Consider the following 20634-nt stretch of genomic DNA (forward strand, 5'->3'; position numbering starts at 1 on the left):
CGGCCGGGCCCGCCGATCACCCTGGTGCCGGCTCATTGCGCAGCGGTGACCGACCATCCACAGCGGGAGAAGGACGGGCCTTCGTCCTGGTACGCCGCCAGGGCCTGTGTGGAGGTCGGGAACGCGGGGGTGGGCAGGCGGTTCGCGGCGACCCACTCGGCCGTCAGGTGCTTGTCCGGCTCGGTGTTCGTCAGTTCACCGGTCCACGTGTCGGTGGCGAAGATGAAGAGGACGAACTGCCCGGCCTGGTCCCAGCCCTGTTCGACGTGGATGACGTGGACGAGGGCGAGATCCGCCGGGTCGACGAGCAGGCCGGTCTCCTCCTTGAGTTCGCGGGCGGCAGCCTCGTCGAGGGCTTCGCCGGGTTCGGCCTTGCCACCGGGGAGGGTCCAGGCCGGCTGCGGGGACCAGTTGCGGGCTCCGTAGAGCACGGCGGCGATCGTGTCGGCGTCCTTGTCATGGACGATCACGCAGACTGCGTTGCGGCTGTTCATCACGCTGGTGTTGATCACGTGCCCACTCCTCGTCGACGTGCCGGAAGGTGTCGATGGTCCTGGCGGGCGGCTCGGACCGGCCGGGCCGCTCGGACCGGCCGGGCCGCTCGGACCGGCCGGGCCGCTCGGACCGGCCGGGCCGCTCGAAATGTGGGGCTGCTGCTCAGCGCCCGAGCATGAGGCGGTCGGCGTTGGTGCGGGAGAAGACCAGGTCGGTCATGTGCTTCGGGGTTTCGGTGCACCGGATCGGCGGCTGTGGTCGGCGCATGGCCCGGGGGTAGGTGGCCGGGTCGTAGTCGTTGGTGAGCGTGTACGCGTGGAAGCCGTGCTCGTGCAGGGTGTCGATGATGTCGGCGGCACTCTCGCCCTGCTTGGCCAGCAGCTTTGGGGTGACTTCCACGACGAGTTCCGCGTCGTTGCGCAGGTACGTGAGCGCGGGTACCAGTCCGCGGATGGCTGCTGCTTCGGCGCCTTCCACGTCGATCTTGATGACGCGGGTGGTGGCGAGCTCGGCCCCGCTGACCAGGTCGGCCAGGGGTGCGGTCGGCACGTCGAAGGCAGTGTGGACGTGGCGGGGCCGGACGGCGGTGGTGTGACCGAGGTTGGTGGGGTCCTCCAGGTACAGGGTCAGGGTGCCGTGGGTGTCGGAGGCGGCGGAGCGGACGGCCCGGATGTTGGTTCGGTGGTTGGCGGTGGCCGCGGTGGCCAAGTCGTCGTGGAACTGCGGGGAGGGCTCGATGGCGACGACGTGGCCGTGGGGGCCGACGGCGAGGGAGGCAAGAAGGCTGAAGGCGCCCCGGTGGGCTCCGACGTCGATGAAGGTGTCCCCGGGGCGGAGCCGGTCGCGCAGGAAGGCGCTCAGGTTCGGTTCCCACTCGCCGAACAGGTACTGGTAGCGCTGGATGACGTCGCTGGTGGTGACGCCGATCTTGTCGCCGGTCCGCAGCCGGACGGTGGTGTGGATGGGGTGGGTTCGCAGGTGCTCGTCGAGGAAGCTGTCGACGAGCCGGGCCTTGCCCACGGTGCCGGGGGCGTGGCGGACGTAGGCCCGCAGGCTCCGGGCGAGTGCGGAGGTGGACACGAGCGGCTCCTTCGGGTGGTGGTGATGAGGAACGGGGGCCTGGGCCGGCCGGCGGTGGCAGACTGGCCAGGAGAACGCTTGTGGTGTTGAGGGGAGTTGGCGGTGGCCGAGCGCACTCCGGTGGTGTTTCTGCTGGTGGGGCTCACCGGTTCGGGGAAGACCACCTATGCCCAGCGGAAGCTGGAGCCCGAGGGTGCCGTGAGGCTGTCGGTGGACGAGATCGTCTTCGAGCGGCACGGTCGTTACGGCGTCGACTACCCGGAGAACACTTACTTCGAGAAGGAGGCCCCGGTCGTCGCCGAGCTGCACGAGCGCCTTGCCGAGCTGGTGGCCGAGGGCCGGGATGTGGTGTGGGACCACGGGCTGTGGCCGCGTAAGGACCGCGACGCGATGAAGGAGCTGGTGGAGTCGGCCGGCGGGCGGTGGCGGCTGCTGTACTTCCCAGTCGGGCGCGATGAGCTGCTGCGTCGGCTGGCGGAGCGCAACGAGCGGGAGGATGCCAACGCGCTCGTCGTGACGCCGGAGGCCCTGGACGACTTCTTCGCCCGCTTCGAGGCGCCTCAGGGCGAGGGCGAGGAGATCGTGGAGCCGGACTGGCTCTGAGCCGTGTGCGGGCGCCAGGTGGTGGCGATCTTGGCGGCTTCGGCTGCCCAGCCATCCGGCAGGCGGTCGAGGGTGACGCGGCGGAAGGCCAGACGGGGATCGGCGACGTCGATGCGGCCGTTGTGACGGTCGATGTGCTGCAACAGCCGGGACGCCTCGCTGCGGACGGCCGGGGTGTGCTCGGCCCACTCGCCGGAGGTGAACCGGTCGACTCGCCGGCGCAGGTCGTCCAGGACGCCCGAGCGCCACTTGAAGTGGTGCACGCACGCGAGCGTGTCCGGGTCGGGCTTGTGGCCCGGTGCCCGGTGGTTGCCGGAGGCCACGGTCACCGAGGAGTGTGCGAGGACGATCTTGCGGGGGTCGCCCTTGAGGAGCCGGCGGGTGAGGTGCCCGCCGAGCGGGAAGGCCCGGTCCAGTCCGGTTTCCGGGCGCCAGAGGGCCAGGCGGCCGTCGTTCGTGGCGCGGTCGAGCATCAGCCCGCCGATCACCTTGTGCCTGGCGGCCTCGGCCTGGGCGATCATCTCGGCGAGCGGGGCGGGGTGGGTCTGGAACTCGTCGGAGTCGGCGATCAGGTGCCAGCCGGTCCCGGCCTGCTCGCGCAAGGAGTCGCGGAGCTGGGTGTTGGTGTGCTCGTGCCACGGTCCGGTGCTGATCCGGGCGGGGACGATGCCGAGGTCGTGGCTGGCCGCGAGGAGCTGGTGTCGCCAGGCGTCGTGGACGTGGTCGGGGAAGTGGAAGGCGAGGTGGAACCGCTCGATTCCGAGTCGGCGGTAGTGGGCGGTCCAGGCGGCCAGCAGGGCCGGTTCGACCGGGCCGACCACCGCGACCAGGGCGGGAGAGACGGGCGTCTTCATCGGCATTCCTTGGTCAGACGGGTGTAGGCGTCGGTGAGGAAGGCGGCCTGCTCGGCTGCCGAGTTCATGTCCAGGACCCCGCGCGCTGAAGGCCCCGGGCGGGCGGGCGCGTCGGCTGTGAGGTGGTCCAGCGTCTTGGCGAGGGTGTCCGGATCGCCTGCAGGGAAGAGTCGGACCCACGGCTCCCCGGTGAGGCGGGCGGTCAGCTCGGGGTCGTGTGCGGAGACGATCAGCGGGACGCCGAGGCGGGCGGCGTCCATGACCAGTCCTGATTCCTTGCCCACGCCGGACTTCCGCGCGACAAGGGCCGCGTCGGCAGCGGCGTACACGAGCCGCAGGACCTGGTCGCCGACCGGGCCGGGCACGGTGTGAAGGCGGACTTTGGGGAGCTGATGCCAGCGTGTGAGGACGGCGTCGTCCAGCGGGGTGCCGCACACCAGGACGTGCAGCGGGGTGGTGAGGCGGGCGAGGGCGGCGTCGATGGCGGGGATGTCCTTGTACGGCCACCAGCCGCCGACCACGCACACCGCCTTCGCGTCGGCGGGGATGGTGAAGGCGGTGCGGGCACCGTCTCGTTCGGCGTCGGTCAGCGGGCGCCCGTCGTCGACCGCGAACGCTCGCACCTCACCCAGAAGGCGAGGGAAGGCCGGCGCGACCTGATCGCGGACAGCGGTGGTCGGATACAGCGCGATCACCCGTTTCTCGCCCCTGCGGGCGAGTCGGCCCAGCCACCGGACCAGGCGGTCTTCGGTGGTGACCGCCTCGTGGATGAACCGCAGGTGCGGGGTGCCGCCGAGCAGGGCGGCCACGCCGTGCAGGGCCTCGTTCGCGCTGAGGATCACCACTGCCGAGGCCCGCGGGGCGAGGCGGCGTGCGGTGCGAAGGCAGGCGGCCTCGGTCAGGCACCGGGCGAGAAGGGTGACCTGGTGCGGGGACCTGCGGACCGCCAGCGGCCAGCGCCGGGAGGCGAAGATCTGCTGGCCGGCGGCGGAGACCCGTGCTGCCGCCCGCGCGACGGCCAGAAGGATCTTCGCCGCGGGCCCGGCCGGACCGACAGCGACCCGGGTACCGGCCCGCACCAGCGGGCCCAGGTCCTCGCTCAGGCCGCCCGGGGCGATGACGAGGCTGTCCGGCCGCGCAGCGGCGAGCGCCGCTAGCGTGCGCTGGTGGTGTCCGCCGCCCCGGTGCGCGTACGGATCGATCAGCACCAGCGACCCGGCCGCGGTGCTCATCCGGTCACCGCCTGCTCGCCGTGCAGCGTGGTGAAGTGCTCGTACAGCCAGGGCGGGTCGTTGAGCGCCTCGAAGCGCTGCGGGTTGCGGGCGGCGGCCTTGGCGAAGTCGATTCCGTCGCGGGCGCCGGCCGCCGCGTAGGCGGCGAATTCGCCGTCGCGGCTGGCCGTCCAGGCGGCGATGCGTTCCTGGGCGGAGGCATCGGTCATGCCGTACTCGCTGCCGCGCGCGAGCATCGCGCACTCGCGGAAGCCCGCCTTCCACGCGTGGAACGGGCTCTGGTTGAACCGCGTGACCCCGGCGGTCTGGCGGCAGAACTCGACCCGGCCGGGCAGGGCGGCCAGCACGTCGACGGCCTGGCCCATCTCCCTCAGCGCCGAGCGGCGGATCAGCTTGAGCCCGCCGTAGCCGTAGGTCAGGCCGTTGACCGGGTTGACCGCCTGCCATACCCGCATCGCCACCCCGTCGGCCAGCGGCTGGACCGCGGCGGTGGGGAACTCGGGGTCGATGGCGAAGTCACCGTCGGCGAGGAAGAACTGCTCGGTGTCGACCAGCTCGGCGGTGAGCCGGTAGGCGCGTCGCATCCCGCGGACTCCGTGCAGGCGCTTGACGGTGCCGCCCAGCACCCGGGCGAGGCGGGTGTGCAGACGGTCGGCCAGCGGCTCGTCGTAGGAGAGCTGGACCGCGTCGAAGCCGGTCACTTGATCGCCTCCAGGTAGCGGGCGGCCACCACGGCGGGCGTGAGGTCGGCGGTGGAGGCATACGCGCGCTTGGCGTGCACCAGGTAGAACTCGGCGTCCGTGGCGAGGCGCTCGGTGATCTGGACGGCCTGCTCGTCGGTGTCGAACAGCAGCTCGTGGTCGATGTGCTCGGCCAGCCAGCCGGTACGCGGGCCGATCACGGGCAGGCCCATCGCCTGGCAGTCGATCACCGACATGGACCAGGGGCAGCCAGGCCGGAAGGGGGCGATGCCGAAGTGGGCGCCGGCCAGCAGGTTGCGGTAGCGGACGCGGTCGCCTCGGTCGGAGGCGATGGTGACGCCGTCCGTGGTCGCCAGCTCCTCCAGGTGCCGTTCGGGGCTGGGGTCGAGGCGGATGCGCTCGGGGCTGCGGGTGCCGAACAGGTCCATCACCGTCAGCCGCACCGGGGCGTCGGCGACGAGGCGGCGGGCGAGACGGGTGAAGCGGGCGGTGCCGTAGTGCCTGTACAGGCGGTGGTTGTAGATGCCGGTGGCCCTGCCTTCGGGCGGGGTGATGTCGGCCGGGTCACGCACCAGCCGTACGTCCCTGGGGGCGGGGACGATGTGCAGCTTGTCGCCGAGGTCGACGCCGGTGCGGGCGGCGGCAGCGGTGGTCCAGGAGGCGGCGGTGGAGGAGTGGACCAGGATGCGGTCGCAGGCCGCGAGGCCGGCGGCGAAGGCCAGCAGCACGCTTCGGCCCAGGCCCCGGTCGTTCATCGCCGGGTCCAGCTCCAGGACGCCGGTGTCGGTGAAGGAGAACGGCAGGTAGTGGCAGTAGCCGGCGATCAGCGCGTCCACCCCGGCTTCCAGGAGTGCGGCCCGGAGCGCGGGGGCGGCCTCGATCTGGTTGGCCACCACCACCTCGGGCCGCCGGTCGCGGATCAGGGAGACCAGGGCGTCCATGCCGGGGTCGAAGCGGGCCCGGTACTTGGTGGACGGCGAGGTGGTGGGCGCGAAGTGCACGCGGGGGTCGCCGACCGGGACCGGCGAGGCCACGGTCACGTCGGCCCCGGCGTCCGTCAGAGCCGGGGCGAGCATGTCGGCGAAGGTGTAGCCGGAGTCGGCGGACAGCTGACTGGAGTTGGAGACGTTGAGCAGATACAGCACGAGCATCGCTGGGACCCTCCTGGTTTGGGCCCGGGGGTCGACCTGGGCCGGTAGAGGAAGGAAACTGGCGACCGGGGCCGTGACAGAATGGTGAATCGAGATCACTCACGGTTCATTCATCTCATCCGACGGCCAGGGCGGGGGCTTTGATGGACGCGCGGGACGACGCCTTGACGGTCGAGCAGGCCGCCGAAGCGTTCGCGGCGGAGGTCGCCTACTGGCGCGAGGTGCGGGGGCTGGCCAAGCGGGAGTTAGCCAGAAGGATGGGCTTCGACCCGTCCTACGTGAGCCACGTCGAGTCGGGCCGGCACAAGCCGACCGAGGACTTCGCCCGCCGCGCGGAGGAGGCCCTGAACGCGGGCAAGGCCATCTGGAAGCGCTGGCTGGACTACGAGACGGCCAAGGCTCCCGTGGCACCAGCGGCGGCCGTACCCGCCCCCCGCAGGGCCGAGCAGCCGTACGCGACCGGCTCGGCGATCGTCGTCGAGCACGACGCGGCCCACCTCGACTACGACGGGCGCCACTACCGGCTCACGATGCGCCGGCTGCTGCGGAACACCGGCAGTGAGCCGATCACCCGCTACCTGATCCGCATCAGCGTCGACCGCTACCCGGGCGAGCCGGAACGGTCCAACGCCCACTACCGCGAGCACCCGCTGACCTGGGACGAGCTCGCCCTGACCGCGACCTGCCGCGGCGAGGCGATGCGCTGGCAGGCCAAGCACGACCGCGACGCCTTCAAGGAGGTGTGGCTGCTGTTCGAAAACGAGCAGGGCCGCTTCCCTCTCTACCCGGGCGAGTCGGTGTGGATCGAGTACGCCTACTCCGTGGGCGAGGAGAAGTGGGGCCGCTGGTTCCAGCGCGCCGTCCGCCTGCCCACCGAGCACCTGGCGGTCGAACTCGCCTTCCCCGCCGAGCTCGACCCCGCTGTGTGGGGCACCGAGACATCCATGACCGCCGAGGCGGCGCCGCTGCGAACGGCCCCGGTCCAGCGCGAGGAGAACGGGATGCGGGTCTTCTCCTGGAGCACGTCCACACCCGCACTCCACGCCCGGTACCGTCTGGAATGGCGGTTCCGGGCGCGACCCGAACGTGAAGCGAACCAAGGGGAGTTCAGGTGATCCAGGTGCGGCCCAGCGAGCAGATGCGTGGCCTCGGCGTCGTGCAGAACGGAGCCCCCGTCCTTGCTGAGCCCGCCCGTGCCTTCGACCTGTCGGCCGAGCGCGAGACTGCCGAGCAGGTCATCGAGCAGCTTTTCTCCGCGATGGAGCGCATCGGGCAGGTCCATCCGTTCGCCAAGGGCATGGGCATCGCGGCCCCGCAGATCGCGATCGGCCGGGCCGCCGCTGTGGTCCAGCCTCCTGACCCCGGCGCCCCGGCGATCGTCCTGCTGAACCCCCGTATCACCGACCGCTCCAGCGACGAGGACGAGCAGTACGAGGGCTGCCTGTCGTTCTTCGACGTCCGCGGCCTGGTCCCCCGGCCGCTACGGATCACCGTGGAGACCACGACGCTGGAGGGCCAACTGGTGACCACCACCTACGAACGCGGACTCGCCCGGCTGGTCCACCACGAGATCGACCACCTCGATGGCCTGCTCTACACCGTCCGGATGCGGACGGGCGTCGCTCCGATTCCTGTCGAGCAGTACCGCCAGACCGGCCGCTCGTGGGCCTACGAGCAGTAGCGCCTGCCGGGCCGACAGGGGCGGTGAGCCGTCGGCATCGGCGTACCCAGCGGGAATGGGAACGCGGAGCGGCATCGGGGGATTCCTGCGCAGGTTCGGTGACTGCGGCTGGTGACGGTCGTTGGGCGGACCATGAAGAAGATCATCACCGCCGCCGCACTCGCCCTCACGGCCCTCGCCCTGGCTGCTCCTGCTCACGCCGACGACGACAGCAACTTCGGCCCCGGAGCCAACGCCGCCAACAACTGGAACTTCAGCGCCGCCTCCGTCTGCTTCCAGGAACTGGCGGTCGTACCTGTGGGTGGCGCGTGGACGGGCGACACCTTCAACCACTGCACCAACGGCAACGTCATCAACCACGGAAACTGACCACTCCATCCAGGAAAGCCAGCGACGGCGGGGCCAACACGTTTCGGTATTGGCCCCGCCGGTGTGCTCGGAGTGTCAGCTGCTCGTGATCAGGCGGGCGACGAGGGCCCGGGCAGCTGGGCTGAGGCCGTTGGTGATCTCCTGGGCGTAGGCGGTGTTCGGGCGGGCGGAGAGGTCCTGGACGACGCCCCAGTTCTCGGCGATGAGGTGGAGAGCCTGCCTGGATCGCTGGATGGTGTCCCGTCGGTGGACGGCGAACTCCTCGGCGCGCTGGTGTGCCTCGGGCCAGGTGATGTCTCCCCGTTCGACGAGCTCGGCCAGGGGCGGGGTGGTGTCGCCATCGGCGAGGCGGACGGTGTCGGCAGTGATCACGTACTGCCGGAGCCGTTCCGTCTCCAGCCGCTCGTTCAGCGTGGCTGTGGCGTCGGCGAGGGTGATCTCGCTTTCGGTGACCTGCTCGGCGAGGTCGGGGGCGTGCTCGCGGAGGTGGTCGTACTGCTTCTGTAGGGCAGCGGCCCGAGCCTTGCGCTCGGAGACTGTGTTGTAGGCGTTGTCGAGGCTGAGGGCGCCGATGCGGACCTGCTCGGCGAGCTCGCGGGAGTACGTGAGGACGACGTTGGCAGCGGAGAGGCGGCTGCGGCTGAGGCCGTGGGTCTTGGCCACGCGGCGCAGGGAGTGTCCCGAAAATGAACGGGCCATCACGGTGATCATGGCCCGCTGTCCCTTGCTGAGGTGTCGGCGGAAGATGTTCTTGGAGAAGATCAGCACCGTGGGGTCGCTGCCGGTGTAGGTGGTGAAGCGGGGCTCGACGCCGGCGATCTCGCAAGCGGCGAGACGGTTACGGCCGTCGAGGAGGACGCCGTCGGCATCGAGGACGATGTCCTCGTGCTGGCCCTCGGCCTTGATGGACTCGGCGAGGTCGAGCAGCTCGCCCTCGCTGAGCATCGGGAACAGGCTGGTGACGGGGGGGATCTTCAGGGCGGGCTTCTTGCTGTCGGCTACGGGGTCGGCACCCTGCGGGTGCGCTGCGGTGATGTAGGTGACTGGCTGCTGGGTGGCTGTCATAAGGCTCCTTCTGTCTGTCAGCGGCGGCGGTGGCGTTGCTCGGCGGGGGTCGGTGGTGCCGTGGCGGGCTGGGGGTTTCGGGCCTGGTGCGCGCTGGGCGCGGGCGCCATGGTGGAGCGGCTGCGGGCGGCTTCGGCGCGGGGGTTGGGGGCGGGGTTGCGGCTGGTGTGCCGGATGCGGGTGATCAGGACGCGGGCGGGTTGGCGGGCGGTGGTGAGTTCGCGTTGGGTGGCGGCTTCCTTGAGGAGCTGGTGGGGTTTGTGGCCGCCGGATTCGGCGTCGGCGAGGACGGTGGCGAGGGCCGGCCAGGCGGGGTCGTTGAGGATGCGGTCGGCGTGGTCGGGGACGGCCGCCCGTACGTCGTGGGCGAGGGTCCGGCGGGCCTGATCGCTCGGCTGGCGGGTGGCGAGGCTGCCGACGACGGGCGTGAGGGCGCGGTCGGCGGCGGCCTGGAGGTGGTGGAGCGTCTGGCGGGCGGCTTCGGCCTGGTGGGCGTGGTTCTTCGCCTCGTGCCAGCGGGCGGCGACGATCGTGGCCCAGACGAGGGCGGCCAGCAGGGTCGCCAGGGCGCTGCCGTCGGGGCCGTTGGCGGTGTGGGCGATGTCGCGGGCCGCTCGACGCAGGGTGGTGGCCGCCTGGTTCTCGGCGCGGATCTGGGAGCGCTGAGCGCGGGCGAATGCCCGTGAGGCTGCTCGTAGTTCGGCGTGGAGGTGGGCGGGGGCCTTCTGGGTGGTCGCTTCGATGAGTTCGCCGAGCGCGGTGATGCGGGCCTGGGCGTGGGCATCGTCGTCCATGCCGGTGCGAAGGGTGTCGAGGGCGTCGGTGGCCTGGTGCCAGGAGGTGGCAGGCTGGTCGCGGCGTGCGGTGGGGTGCTCCTCCGGCGTCGTGGTCTCCAGGCGGGCCTTGAGCTTGGGGAGGGTGAGGTCGGGGGCGATCTTGCCGCCGGGGTGGAAGATCTGTTCGCCGTCCGTGTTGAGGTCGCCGGGGCGGCCGACGGCGTAGCCGAGGAGGTCTCCGGACGGTCCGCGGCGGGGTTTGACCGCGATGCCCATGGCTTCGAGGTAGGCGAGGAGTTCCTCGGCGCTGCCGGCGTGGGGGATGGCGGCGCGGATGCGGTCCTGGAGCCAGGAGCGGCTGGTCTGCTCCCAGCCGAGGCGTTCGGCCTTGTGCATCTCGGCCTGGGTGGGGCGGCGCCCGGCGGTGCGGTCGCCCTTCTTCAGCTGGCGCAGGCCGTAGTCGGTCTCGATCTGGCGGCAGGCGTCGCCGACGCGGATGCCGCTGTCGTGGAGCCTGGGGCGTCGGCCGTCCTCGCGGACGGTGGTGGCGAGGATGTGGATGTGGTCGTCCGCGTGGCGTACGGCGATCCACCGGCAGGCCAGGTCGTCGCCGGCCGGGGCGATGCCGGCGGCTTCGACGATGCGCTGGGCGATGTCGGCCCACTCGGTGTCGGAGAGGTGGCGGTCTTCGGGGGCGGTGCGGACGGGGCAGTGCCAGACGTGGTCGGTGACCTTCTTGCCGAACTCGCTGTTCCGAAGATGGACGGGCTCGTCGAGGTGGCGGGCGAGCTGGGTGAGGGTGGCGTCGGGGTCGCGTCCGGGGTCGGGCATGCCGAGCATGGCGAAGCCGGCGACGATGTGCGGGTCGGTGTGCTCGTCGTGGCGGCCGGGGCCGTAGAGGTAGGCGAGCAGGCCACGGGTGTTGGACCCGGCCGGTTTGATGGCGGCGATCACGCGGCCAGGTCCTTCCTGGAGTCGGCGGGTTCGCGCAGGGCCTCGGCGATCAGCTCCAGCAGGCGGTGGAGCTCGTCGAGACGGTGGCGGATGTCGGGTGGGGTGAGGCCGCTGTTCAGGGCGCGGGCGATCTGGTTGACGTTGACGCCGATCCGGTTGAGCTCGCGCAGCACCTGGGCGCGGAACATGTGGGTGCGGCGGCGGTCCTCGGACAGCGGCAGGTTCGCCGTGAACCTGCCGGACACGAACGCAAGGACGATGTCGGCGGCGAAGCCGGATTCCCCCTTGTAGCCGTGCTCGACGGCAGCCTCCTTGAGGCCGGCGTGCTCGTCGCCGGTGAACCGCAGCGGGCCGACACGGACGGTCCGCTTGGTACCGGTGAAACGTCGGATCGCCGGCTGCACGCTCTGCACCGCTCGCTCGCCGACTGTCGGTTCTGTGGGGGGTGCGGGGCGGAGGATCTGCTGCTGGACGGCGTGCAGTTCGTCCGGGTCGGGGCCGCCCTCGGCCCCGACCTCCCGGTCCGGCGCCCCCTGGCGTCGGGCCGTCTCCGCCACCCCCGGGGCGGAGAACCCCGAAGACCGGCCTTGAGTCGGACTCGGGGTACTACTGGCTCCGCCAGGAGCAGCCCGTCCGAACGCCCGCCGCAAACGCCCCAGCAGCGTAGACGACTTCGCCAGCGACGACAGCTCGTCGGAACGGTGATCGGCGTGGTGGGGGTCGTGCGTCACGATCGGGATCTCCGGGACGGGAGGGAGGACGGGAGAGGTGGTCGTCAGCCGTTGCGGGAAGTGCTCAGTTCGGCCTTGACCGCGCGGACGATGGCACCGGCGTCGTCGCTGGCGACCGTGTATCCGTCGCCGCGTACGGCCTGCTCCAGGAGGTCGCGGGACAGGCGGCCGTGCTTGTCATGGAGCTGGTGGGCGTAGTCGCGAAGGACGTCGGCGGTGGCGCGCGGTTTGCCGCCGGCCCGTTTCCGCTTCGACGTGGGGCGTTTGGCAGGTGGGATGTGCGGGCCGTTGCCCGTGGGCGGCGGAGTCGCCTCTTGCGGCAGGGCCGACCGATTCGGGCGGGCCGTCGATTCCGGGCCGGAACGGGCGGTCTGTTCCGGGCTGGAACGGGCAGTGGGATTCGGGCGGGCGCCTGGGTGGGTTTCCTCGTCGCCCGGATCTGACGGATGCGGACGGGCGATGTCCTCTGCCCGGCCCTTGCCGTCCGCCTGCCCGTCGCCGTCCGCCCGGGAGTGGTCGGGCTGTGCTGCGGGCTGCCCGGCGGGCGTGGTCCAGCGCCCGGGCAGGTCGATGGTGGCCAGGGCGGCTGCTTGGCGGCGGGTGGCGAGCTGGCGCAGCAGCTGCTCGTTCCGGCGCTGGTCGATATCGATGCCGGAGCGGGCGAGGGCCTTGGACAGGCGGCGCACCATGCGTCGGCCCGCCCGCCCGGTGCGCTGCTCGGGCGTCATCTCGGCGAGGCGGGAGGCCAGGGCGACGGCCCGGTGCGTGGCCCGGTCGCGGATGATCTCGGCGGCGCCCTGGTCCTGCTCGACGATCCCCAGGCGGGCGAGCAGCCGCTCGCGGGCCTGCAGTGTGAGGACGGCGGCGAGCCCGCGGGATGCGGCGTCGGGGGTCCGCTGGCGCAACTCGATGCCCATGGCCAGGTGCCACAGCACGGCGGCCATCACCGGGCCGGTGAAGGCACGCACGGTTCCGCCGACCGGGCCGGACTCGGCGTAGGCGGGGATGGTCTGCATCGTGGTGATCACCCAGACCAAGACTCCAGGCAGACCCGCCGCCCGCCTCGGCCCGTGCAGGTTCTGGCGAGCCATCAGGGCCATCGAGAACAGGGCGAGCTCGGCGGCGGCGAACATCGCGGTGCGCTCGGCGGTGTTGCGCATGTCGAGGTAGTGGGCGGCGAACCGCCAGCTCGTGTCCGCGCTGTAGGCGGTGCACACGAGCGCCGCCACGGTCGCTGTGACAACGGCGACCGAGAGACGCCGCTTCCGATCGCGGGTGTGGCCTTGGCTAGATAGGGCCCTCATGCCCGCACTCCCGTCGCCGTGACGACGAGCTCTGGGGCGGTGCCGGCCTGGGGTGCGGTGACGAGCAAGGGTGGTTCTCCACGAGCTATGAGGGCGGGGCGCTTACGCTGCCCCCTCTCCAAGGAGGGGGCAGCGCGTACGCGCCAAGGGTGTGAATGCGCCGTTCGATGGCGCGTAGGCGTCTGATCTGCGGTTTCCCGAGATTCGTACGCGGCGAAGGCGGTGCGTACGCGCCCTCGGCGGGTCGGGGCGCGTACGGCACCGCGTACGGGTCCGCCGGTCAGGAAACGGTGGTCATGTGGCGGGTGACGGCCGTCCAGCGGGTCGCCTGGCCGCCCCCGGTGCCGCCGCCGGCACCGGTCTCCTGGGTGGCGTGTCCGCTCTTGGTGAGGTTCTCCAGGCGACGCCTCGCCCTGGCGATGTCCGCCGCGATGGGCTTCTCCTCGCCGGTGATCTGGGTGGCGAGCTGACGGGCGGTGAGCCCGTTCGCGCCCGCCTGCCGCAGGAGGGTCAGCGGGTCGAGGCTCGTGTCGACGCGCGAGGTGCCACGAGGGTGGTCGTGGATGATCGGCAGCGGGCCGATCTCGTCGTCGATCGTCTTGAGGTGGTGGAGGTGGACCACCGGGTCCCCTGCCGCGCCGCTGAGGAACAGGACGCTTCCCGCGCCGGCGGTGAACCAAGCCGAGCCGTAGACCTGGTCGAGGACAGGGCGCTGGGTGCGCGAGGCGTCGGGACCCTGCTTGCGCTGGTGGTGCAGTTCGAGAAGCTCGACGCCGTTGCGCAGGAGCTGCTGGCGGGCGTTGTTGTACGCGAGGCCGGCCTCGTCGTCGGTGAGCTTGCCGACCACGTCCTTGAGGCTGTCGATCACCACGGTGTCCGCCCCGTGTTCGGCGGCCAGCTCGGCGAGAAGCTGCGGCTCGGTGTTGAGCGAGGCGGGCAGCGGTCCCGACCAGAAGACCAGGCGCCGGCGCAAGATGTCCCGGTCGGCCTGGTGCACGACCCGGGTGAAGGCACGGGCGAGCTGGCTGGGCCGGTCCGCGGCGATGTAGAGGACCTTCTCGCCCTCGCGCACGGGCATGTCCAGGACCTGGGAGAGCAGGCCGAGGCGGGCGAGGACGATCTGCTGCGCGATCGTCGACTTTCCGACGCCTGGTGGCCCGACGAGCATCAGGCTCTCACCCGAGGCCCATGCCGCTTTTCCCGGCGTCCCCCACACGGGCTCGGTGGTGGCCGGGGTGTCGGTGACGAACGACCAGCCGTCCACGGCGTACCGCTGGAGTCGGCCGTCGGAGCTGCGGCGGGCTCGGTCGGCGGCCTCGCTCAGCGATGCCGCCAGCAGGCTTCGTACCTCGGCCGGGTCAGCTCCCGGCGCGGTGGCGCCCTGGAGCACGCGGACTGCCGTGGCCTGCAGGACGCGCAGGTCGGCATGGCTACGGATGATGTCCGCGTAGTACGAGGCACCCGACCCCACGGCCGCCGAGGTCGCCAGGGAATGCAGGTACTGGGGGCCGCCGACGCGCGTGAGGTCGCCCGTGGACTTCAGCTGGTGGGACAGGGCGATCGCGTCGGTCGGCGCTTCCTGCCTGCGCAGTTCCAGCAGGGCGTGCCAGATCGTGGTGTGCGCGGGCCGGAAGAAGTCCCCCGGCTCCAGCACCTGCCGGACCTCGTCGATGACCGCGCCCTGGAACATACAGGCCCCGAGTACGGCCTTCTCGGCCTCCGCGTCGTGAGGCGGGGTGGCCGTGACGCCGATCGCGTCCTGCGGGCTGGGGTGGGAGTGAGTGAATGGTGCTTGCCACTGAGGGGTCGTACCCTGGGGCACAGAGCTTCCTTGTCTCGGGCCGATACGGACTGGCAGGTCCCGGCACCGTGTAGATCGTTTTGGGCGGTCGTCTTGGGAGTTGCTGCGGCCTTGGTGCTCCAACACCGGGGCCGCTTCTCTGTACGGATCTCAGGCGGCCTTCTCGTACCGCGATGCGGTCATCAGGTCGGCCAGTCGTGCCGCGCTGTGCGGGCTGATCGTCGTGGTGAATCCGGCGCAGACACGTCGCAGGGCCTGGGCCCGGGCTTCCTCCTGTCGCGCGGCTCGGGTCGTCGTGGGAGTGGTCGGTGCTGTGCTCACCTCGGGCAGCAGGCGCACGGGCAGCTCCTTGTGGGCGGTGCGGGGATGGCAGTCCCCGCACCGCACGGGTCGTCGGGCGGTCGGTACATCGCGCGCCTCCGGGTGCTCCAACACCCGGGGACGTGCATGCCGCCGGCGGAGGACTGGCAGGTCGACCGCCGCAGCAGTGCCCCCAAGGATCCAGAGAATTCCCGGTTTACCTAACCGGCGATTTGCTGCTATGTTTCCGCCCGCCGTGCGCGGCCCCGCCCCATCGAGCAGCCCTCAGAGCTGGTTCTGCTCGATGTCGATGCGGTCCCAGTCGAAGACTCCACTCGGCTTGCTCGACGCGTCGATGACCACGCCAGAGAAGAGGAAGCGGAGCACGGCGTTGCGCCGCTCGTCCGTCATCTCGTCGGCCTCCCAGGCAGCTCTGGCCCCCGGCCCCGTGAGTCCGTCGAGCAGCTTCACCGGCCGCACGACCATCCGCCGCTGGGCCTTGGCGATCCGGTCGGTGATCTCCTTGCGCATCGTCCGGTACTCCGCCGTGGAGATCTCTTTGGAGGTCCACATCTGGTTGAGCTCGGCGAGCTGCTGCTGGTCAGCCTCCACCGCCTCGGTCAGGGCGTTCGTCGGTGTGGCGGAGGCGAGTTGGCCGGAGACGGTGAGGCGGCCGAGCAGGTCGATCGCGGCCTCGGCGACGAACTCCTCCAGCTTCACGGCGGCGATGCGGCGGACGCACTTCTTGTCGTCGTTGCGGCTCTTGCGCGTGCACAGGTACGAGGGCGCAGCACCGACCTTGGTGCCGGACATGAGAGTGCCGCAGCGCCCGCACATGACCAGGCCGCGCAGCAGGTAGAAGCGGCGCAGCTCCAGGTTGGTCTGGTGGATCGCGGACCGGTACTCACGGCGGGCGCGCACCTCGGCCCAGGTGCCGGCGTCGATGATGGCGGGCCACTTCCCGGGGCCGACCTCCTCGCCCCGGTGCATGCGGATGCCAGCGGCGTGGCGGGAGTCGAGCAGGGCCCGGACGGTGCCCTGGGTCCATTCCTTGCCGTACACGGTCTTGATGCCGCGCTTGTGGAGGACGAGGGCGATGGTGACCGGGCTCTGGCCCTTGAGGTAGCGGTCGAAGACCTCGCGGACGATCTTGGCCTCGTCCTCCCTGACGGTCATGCCGTCGGGCTCGTACCCGAACCGCCGCTTGCCCGAGTGCGGCATGCCGGTCTCGGCCCGCTCCGCGAGCGCGGACTTCAGGCGGCGGGAGGTGTCGTCGGAGGAGCGGCAGGCGTGGGCGACCTCGATGCGGAGGATGAAGCGGTCGTCCGGGTCGGAGAGGTTCCGGCGGTTCGCCTCGCCGTGCAGCACGATCTCCTGCTCGTCGGAGACCTGGAGCAGCTCCTCCAGGTCGCGCGGCTGCCGCATGAGCCGGTCGGGGTGGTACGCGATGATGTGCCGGAACTCGCGGCGCCGGGCACGTTCGAGGAGCTGGTCCCAGCCGGGGCGCTTGCGGTTGCGGCGCCAGGCGGAGCGGCAGTTGTCGACGAAGACGTGGGCGGGGTCGATGGCCAGGCCGCGCCGTTCGGCGATCTCCCGACAGATACGTTCCTGCCGGTCCACGCCGGTCTGGTCGTCATCGTCGGCCTGGGATATTCGGCAGTACAGGGCGGCCGGTTCACCTGGGGTGATGGTCGGCTCTCGGTGCTTGGGGCGGGGCATGGCACCGATGGTATGAGCAAGGCTTGGGCTCCCCGAACTTCAGGCATCCGGTCACCCTGGCCAAGGAACTGATCGCGCTCGACGACATCTCCGGCGGGCGGATCACCCTCGGCATCGGCGCGGGCGGCAACGGCTTCGACGCGACCGCGCTCGGGCAGGACGCGTGGACGCCGAAGGAGCGGGCGGACCGTCTCGCCGAGTTCGTGCCGCTGCTCGACCGGCTCCTCACCGAGGACGCCGTCACGGCCCGGGGCACCTTCTACTCGGCCGAGGAGGCGCGCAACGTTCCCGGGTGCGCGCAGCGCCCGCGGCTGCCGTTCGCGGTGGCGGCGACCGGGCCGCGCGGGCTGCGGCTCGCGGCGAAGCACGGGCAGGCGTGGGTGACCACGGGCGACCCGAAGCTGTTCGAGGAGGGCACCCCCGCGCAGTCGGCCGAGGCACTCCGCGGACAGGTCACGAAGCTCGGCGCGGCGTGCGCGGAGATCGGCCGGGATGTCGGGTCACTGGAGAAGATCCTGCTCACCGGCTTCACGCCGGACAGGCCCCTGGATTCTCTCGACGCGTTCGTGGACTTCGCCGGGACGCACTACGGCCTGGGGTTCACGGAGATCGTGCTCCACCTGCCGATCGCGGACTCGGTGTTCGCCGCGGACGAGACGGTCTTCGAGAAGATCGCCACCGAGGCGCTCGACCAGCTGCGCTGAGTCGGTCTGGATCCGCGGCGGGCTCCAGAACCACCTGCTCCGGACTCCTTCGAGGCTGTCCACCTGCGACGTTGGAGCCGCCGGCCGACTGGTGACGCCGGTCCCTGAACGGGCGGAGACCATCGGCACCTCGGGACGTGGCGGCACGAGCAGACATCGCTGAAGCCACAGGCGGGGCCGGGTGGCCGCCCCGGCCCTCCACGCGGCCCGGGGCGGCCTCACCCTCCCCGCTCACGTAGGACGTCGCCGACCTGGGCAAGTCGTGCGGTGCGCACGTCCAGCTCGTCCCGTCCGACCGGCTTCCTGACCGGACCGGCCACCTCTTGACCTGAAATGCACCTCTCACATGTGCGCCCCCACGCACGCCCGTGCACGACGTACGGAAGAATGGATCGGTGACCTCACCCCGAACTCAGCGCCCCGCCGCCCGGCCTCCTCGACTGATCGCCACCGACCTCGACGGCACTCTGCTGCGCGACGACAAGTCCGTCTCGGAGCGCACGGTCGCGGCACTCGCCGCCGCCGAGGAGGCCGGTATCGAGGTCTTCTTCGTCACCGGCCGGCCGGCCCGCTGGATGGACGTGGTGGCCGATCACGTGCACGGGCATGGGCTCGCGATCTGCGCCAACGGGGCCGCCGTCGTCGACCTGCACGCTGGCGGAACGTTTCTCTCGGTACGTCCGCTGGACCGGAAGGGCGCACTCGAGGTCGTACGGACCCTGCGCTCCGTCGCCCCCGGGACCTCCTTCGCGGTGGAGCTGACCAGCGGTATCCACTACGAGCCTGACTATCCCCCGTTCTTCCTCGACCCGGGCGCGACCGTCGCCACCGCGGAGAAGCTGCTCTTCGAGGAGGCACCGGGCGCCGCCGCACCCGTTCTCAAACTGCTCGCCCAGCACCCTGAGCTCGACCCCGACGCCTTCCTGTCGGCGGCCCATGACGCGGCGGGCGACCATGCCTCGTTCACCCGGTCCAGCCCGACCGCCCTGCTCGAGATCAGTGGCCTCGGCGTCTCGAAGGCGTCCACTCTGGCCCTCTGCTGCGCCGAGCGTGGCATCTCCGCGGACGAGGTCGTCGCCTTCGGCGACATGCCGAACGACATCGAGATGCTCCGCTGGGCCGGTCGCTCGTACGCCATGGGCAACGCGCACCCGGCCGTCCTCGCCGCCGCCTCCGGCCACACGGCCCGCAACGACGAGGACGGTGTGGCCGTCGTCGTCGAGCGGCTCCTCGAAGACGTCCGCAGAGAACAGCGGACCGGCCGGTAGGCATCCGGGGGGCCGGGGCCCGTGGACGAAGGCCGGCACCCGGCCCGGCGGGGCCCTACAAAGGCGCCTGCCACACGACCGTCGTGCCGCCGCCCCGCTCACCGATTCCCGGACCGCACCAGCTGGACCCGCCCAGCGCCTCGGCACGCCGGGTCAGATTGCGCAGCCCGCTGCGCCGGCCCCCCTCCGGGATGCCGACACCGTCGTCCGCGACCGAGAGGCGGACCGCGGCGGTGCCGTCCGGCAGCCGCGCGCCCGCGTCGACGACGACCTCGATCCGGGACGCCGCCGCATGCCGGAAGGCATTGGACAGGGCCTCACGGAGCGCGGCCACGAGGTTCTTGCCGGTGAGTTCGCCCACCGTCGCGTCGACCGCGCCGAGAAAGCGGTGCGCGGGCTTGAAACCGAGCGGCACGGCCGCCATGTTGATCTCCCTCAGGACCCGGGTGCGCAGCCCGGACGGGGCCTCCGCCGGGCCCTGCTGGAGCGCGAAGATCGCGGTACGGATCTCCTGGATGGTCACGTCCAGTTCGTCGACGGCGTTGCCCACCCCGTCCCGCACGGCCGGAACGACCGTTCTGCGCTGGGCGCTCTCCAACATCATCCCGGTGGCGAACAGCCGTTGGATGACCAGATCGTGCAGATCGCGGGCGATCCGGTCCCGGTCCTCGTAGACGGCGAGCCGCTCCCGGTCGCGTTGGGCATCGGCCATCATCAGCGCGAGCGCCGCCTGGGAGGCGAACTGGGTGGCCAGGGTGCGTTCGGTCTCGGTGAACGGCCGGGCGCCGCGCGCGCGGGGGGTGGCGAGCGCACCGAGGACCTTGCCGCCGCTGTGCAGGGGCAGCAGCATGCTCGGCCCGTACTGGTCGGCGAGTCTGCTGAGCATCCGGGGGTCGGTGGAGGCGTCGTCCACGAACACCGCCTCGCCCGCGAGGAGCCGCTCCACCACGGGGCTCTCCGCCGGGATCACGACTCCCAGCGACTTGGCGGGCTTGTCGGAGGAAACGGCGACGATCTCCAGTCCGCCGTCCTCGCCGGCGGGCAGCAGGACGATCCCGGCGGCGGCTCCGGCGAGCCTGCGGGCCTGCTCGGCGACGACCGCGAGGGCGTCGTCGGCGTCACCACCGGACAGCAGGGCCGTGGTGACGGCGACCGAACCGTCGATCCAGCGCTCGCGTTGCCGGGCGGCCTCGTACAGGCGGGCGTTGCCGATCGCGATCCCCGCCTCGGTGGCGAGGACTCGGACCATGTGGAGGTCATAGTCGTTGAACTCCTCGCCGCCGTTCTTCTCGGCGAGGTAGAGATTGCCGAAGATCTCGCCCTGGACCCGGATCGGCACCCCGAGGAAGGTCCGCATCGGAGGATGGCCGGGCGGGAAGCCGGCGGCCCGCGGGTCGGTCGACAGGTCGGCGAGCCTGATGGTCTGCGGCTCCCGGATCAGCGCGCCGAGCAGTCCCGCATGCCCGTTGGGAAGCCGCCCGATCCGGCGGGCCGTGTCCTCGCCGACCCCATGGGTGACGAAGTCGGAGAGCCCTTCGCCCTCCTCGTCGACGACGCCGATGGCGGCATAGCGTGCACCGGCGAGCTCGGCGGCGGTCTCGCAGATCCGGTCGAGCGTGGAGTGCAGTTCGAGCCCGGTGCCCACCGAGCGCATGGCCTCCAGAAGCTGCGGCACCCGCGCGGTGAGCTCCGTGGAGAGCCCCTGAAGGCTGCGGGTGGCTTGGGTCGCGGCTTCGAGGGGGTCCGGAAGCTCCGGCACGGCGGCGGTCATGGCTGGAGCCTAGGCCCCTTTTGCAGAGAAAAGTCGGCCGCGCGGGCCTCCGGAGCCGCCCCGGTCTCCCGCCCG

Annotated in this window: 19 protein-coding genes and 1 pseudogene; 6 read left to right on the top strand and 14 right to left on the bottom strand. The window is 71.6% G+C overall.

The window, feature by feature from the left end; genetic code table 11:
* Window positions 1–32: 32 nt before the first annotated feature.
* Together OG393_RS15130 and OG393_RS15135 are read right to left on the bottom strand one after the other, a co-directional pair.
* Window positions 33–512, bottom strand: coding sequence for an NUDIX domain-containing protein (locus OG393_RS15130; RefSeq protein WP_327375176.1), 480 nt, complete (start codon window positions 510–512; stop codon window positions 33–35).
* A gap of 145 nt (window positions 513–657) precedes the next feature.
* Complete coding sequence (locus tag OG393_RS15135) at window positions 658–1575, bottom strand: FkbM family methyltransferase (RefSeq protein ID WP_327375177.1); 918 nt, start codon at window positions 1573–1575, stop codon at window positions 658–660.
* Window positions 1576–1677: 102 nt separating this feature from the next.
* Here OG393_RS15135 and OG393_RS15140 point away from each other — a divergent pair, with 102 nt between their 5' ends.
* Entirely contained in the window at window positions 1678–2178 is a 501-nt protein-coding gene (locus OG393_RS15140; protein WP_327375178.1) for an AAA family ATPase, read from the top strand.
* On the opposite strand, the gene OG393_RS15145 is transcribed toward OG393_RS15140, so the two are convergent.
* The 4 genes from OG393_RS15145 to OG393_RS15160 are packed head-to-tail and all read right to left on the bottom strand — an operon-like array spanning window position 2136 to window position 6116.
* A complete protein-coding gene (locus OG393_RS15145; protein ID WP_327375179.1) occupies window positions 2136–3032 on the bottom strand; it encodes a glycosyltransferase family 2 protein in 897 nt (298 codons plus the stop codon). The genes OG393_RS15140 and OG393_RS15145 overlap by 43 nt on opposite strands.
* A complete protein-coding gene (locus tag OG393_RS15150) occupies window positions 3029–4264 on the bottom strand; it encodes a hypothetical protein (RefSeq protein WP_327375180.1) in 1236 nt (411 codons plus the stop codon). Before OG393_RS15150 ends, OG393_RS15145 begins: the two co-directional genes overlap by 4 nt.
* Window positions 4261–4965: a hypothetical protein gene (locus OG393_RS15155; RefSeq protein WP_327375181.1), complete on the bottom strand. Its 705-nt coding sequence runs from the start codon at window positions 4963–4965 to the stop codon at window positions 4261–4263. The genes OG393_RS15150 and OG393_RS15155 overlap by 4 nt, the downstream gene beginning before the upstream one ends.
* A complete protein-coding gene (locus OG393_RS15160; RefSeq protein WP_327375182.1) occupies window positions 4962–6116 on the bottom strand; it encodes a glycosyltransferase family 1 protein in 1155 nt (384 codons plus the stop codon). The genes OG393_RS15155 and OG393_RS15160 overlap by 4 nt, the downstream gene beginning before the upstream one ends.
* Window positions 6117–6259: 143 nt before the next feature.
* Between OG393_RS15160 and OG393_RS15165 the strand changes: the two genes are divergently transcribed.
* The 3 genes from OG393_RS15165 to OG393_RS15175 all read left to right on the top strand — a co-directional run bounded on the left by OG393_RS15165 (window position 6260) and on the right by OG393_RS15175 (window position 8166).
* Window positions 6260–7231, top strand: coding sequence for a helix-turn-helix domain-containing protein (locus OG393_RS15165; RefSeq protein WP_327375183.1), 972 nt, complete (start codon window positions 6260–6262; stop codon window positions 7229–7231).
* On the top strand, window positions 7228–7797 hold the full coding sequence (locus tag OG393_RS15170) for a peptide deformylase (protein ID WP_327375184.1): 570 nt from the start codon (window positions 7228–7230) through the stop codon (window positions 7795–7797). Before OG393_RS15165 ends, OG393_RS15170 begins: the two co-directional genes overlap by 4 nt.
* Before the next feature lie 132 nt (window positions 7798–7929).
* Window positions 7930–8166, top strand: coding sequence for a hypothetical protein (locus OG393_RS15175; protein WP_327375185.1), 237 nt, complete (start codon window positions 7930–7932; stop codon window positions 8164–8166).
* A 75-nt stretch (window positions 8167–8241) separates the two neighbouring features.
* Here the strand turns inward: OG393_RS15175 and OG393_RS15180 are convergent, their stop codons facing one another.
* The 7 genes from OG393_RS15180 to OG393_RS15210 form a co-directional block, all read right to left on the bottom strand.
* Complete coding sequence (locus tag OG393_RS15180; protein ID WP_327375186.1) at window positions 8242–9231, bottom strand: ParB/RepB/Spo0J family partition protein; 990 nt, start codon at window positions 9229–9231, stop codon at window positions 8242–8244.
* A 17-nt stretch (window positions 9232–9248) separates the two neighbouring features.
* Window positions 9249–10961 carry a relaxase/mobilization nuclease domain-containing protein gene (locus OG393_RS15185; protein ID WP_327375187.1) on the bottom strand — a complete coding sequence of 571 codons (1713 nt, stop codon included), beginning with the start codon at window positions 10959–10961 and terminating at the stop codon, window positions 9249–9251.
* A complete protein-coding gene (locus OG393_RS15190) occupies window positions 10958–11518 on the bottom strand; it encodes a MobC family plasmid mobilization relaxosome protein (protein WP_327375188.1) in 561 nt (186 codons plus the stop codon). The genes OG393_RS15185 and OG393_RS15190 overlap by 4 nt, the downstream gene beginning before the upstream one ends.
* 218 nt (window positions 11519–11736) lie before the next feature.
* Window positions 11737–12921, bottom strand: coding sequence for a hypothetical protein (locus OG393_RS15195; RefSeq protein ID WP_327375189.1), 1185 nt, complete (start codon window positions 12919–12921; stop codon window positions 11737–11739).
* A 355-nt stretch (window positions 12922–13276) separates the two neighbouring features.
* Entirely contained in the window at window positions 13277–14818 is a 1542-nt protein-coding gene (locus tag OG393_RS15200) for a DnaB-like helicase N-terminal domain-containing protein (RefSeq protein ID WP_327375190.1), read from the bottom strand.
* A gap of 129 nt (window positions 14819–14947) precedes the next feature.
* On the bottom strand, window positions 14948–15136 hold the full coding sequence (locus tag OG393_RS15205; RefSeq protein ID WP_327375191.1) for a hypothetical protein: 189 nt from the start codon (window positions 15134–15136) through the stop codon (window positions 14948–14950).
* A gap of 246 nt (window positions 15137–15382) precedes the next feature.
* Window positions 15383–16816, bottom strand: a complete 1434-nt coding sequence (locus tag OG393_RS15210) for a recombinase family protein (protein WP_327375192.1) — start codon at window positions 16814–16816, stop codon at window positions 15383–15385.
* Between the two features lie 29 nt (window positions 16817–16845).
* On the opposite strand from OG393_RS15210, the pseudogene OG393_RS15215 reads away from it, so the two are divergent.
* Both OG393_RS15215 and OG393_RS15220 read left to right on the top strand, forming a co-directional pair.
* Window positions 16846–17520: pseudogene (locus OG393_RS15215) on the top strand (LLM class flavin-dependent oxidoreductase); the annotation flags it as partial.
* Between the two features lie 395 nt (window positions 17521–17915).
* Window positions 17916–18788, top strand: a complete 873-nt coding sequence (locus OG393_RS15220; RefSeq protein ID WP_327375193.1) for an HAD family hydrolase — start codon at window positions 17916–17918, stop codon at window positions 18786–18788.
* A 55-nt stretch (window positions 18789–18843) separates the two neighbouring features.
* Here the strand turns inward: OG393_RS15220 and OG393_RS15225 are convergent, their stop codons facing one another.
* Window positions 18844–20559 (bottom strand): sensor histidine kinase, encoded by a 1716-nt coding sequence (locus tag OG393_RS15225; protein ID WP_327375194.1) that lies wholly within the window; start codon window positions 20557–20559, stop codon window positions 18844–18846.
* Between the last annotated feature and the right edge of the window lie 75 nt (window positions 20560–20634).

This window comes from Streptomyces sp. NBC_01216, assembly GCF_035994945.1.
In the GTDB taxonomy this organism is placed as follows: Bacteria; Actinomycetota; Actinomycetes; order Streptomycetales; family Streptomycetaceae; genus Streptomyces.

Coding starts and splice junctions, on each gene's coding strand:
- OG393_RS15145 (WP_327375179.1), bottom strand. CDS start 3,032: ATGAAGACGCCCGTCTCTCCCGCCCTGGTCGCGGTGGTCGGCCCGGTC.
- OG393_RS15150 (WP_327375180.1), bottom strand. CDS start 4,264: ATGAGCACCGCGGCCGGGTCGCTGGTGCTGATCGATCCGTACGCGCAC.
- OG393_RS15160 (WP_327375182.1), bottom strand. CDS start 6,116: ATGCTCGTGCTGTATCTGCTCAACGTCTCCAACTCCAGTCAGCTGTCC.
- OG393_RS15165 (WP_327375183.1), top strand. CDS start 6,260: ATGGACGCGCGGGACGACGCCTTGACGGTCGAGCAGGCCGCCGAAGCG.
- OG393_RS15175 (WP_327375185.1), top strand. CDS start 7,930: ATGAAGAAGATCATCACCGCCGCCGCACTCGCCCTCACGGCCCTCGCC.
- OG393_RS15180 (WP_327375186.1), bottom strand. CDS start 9,231: ATGACAGCCACCCAGCAGCCAGTCACCTACATCACCGCAGCGCACCCG.
- OG393_RS15210 (WP_327375192.1), bottom strand. CDS start 16,816: ATGCCCCGCCCCAAGCACCGAGAGCCGACCATCACCCCAGGTGAACCG.
- OG393_RS15225 (WP_327375194.1), bottom strand. CDS start 20,559: ATGACCGCCGCCGTGCCGGAGCTTCCGGACCCCCTCGAAGCCGCGACC.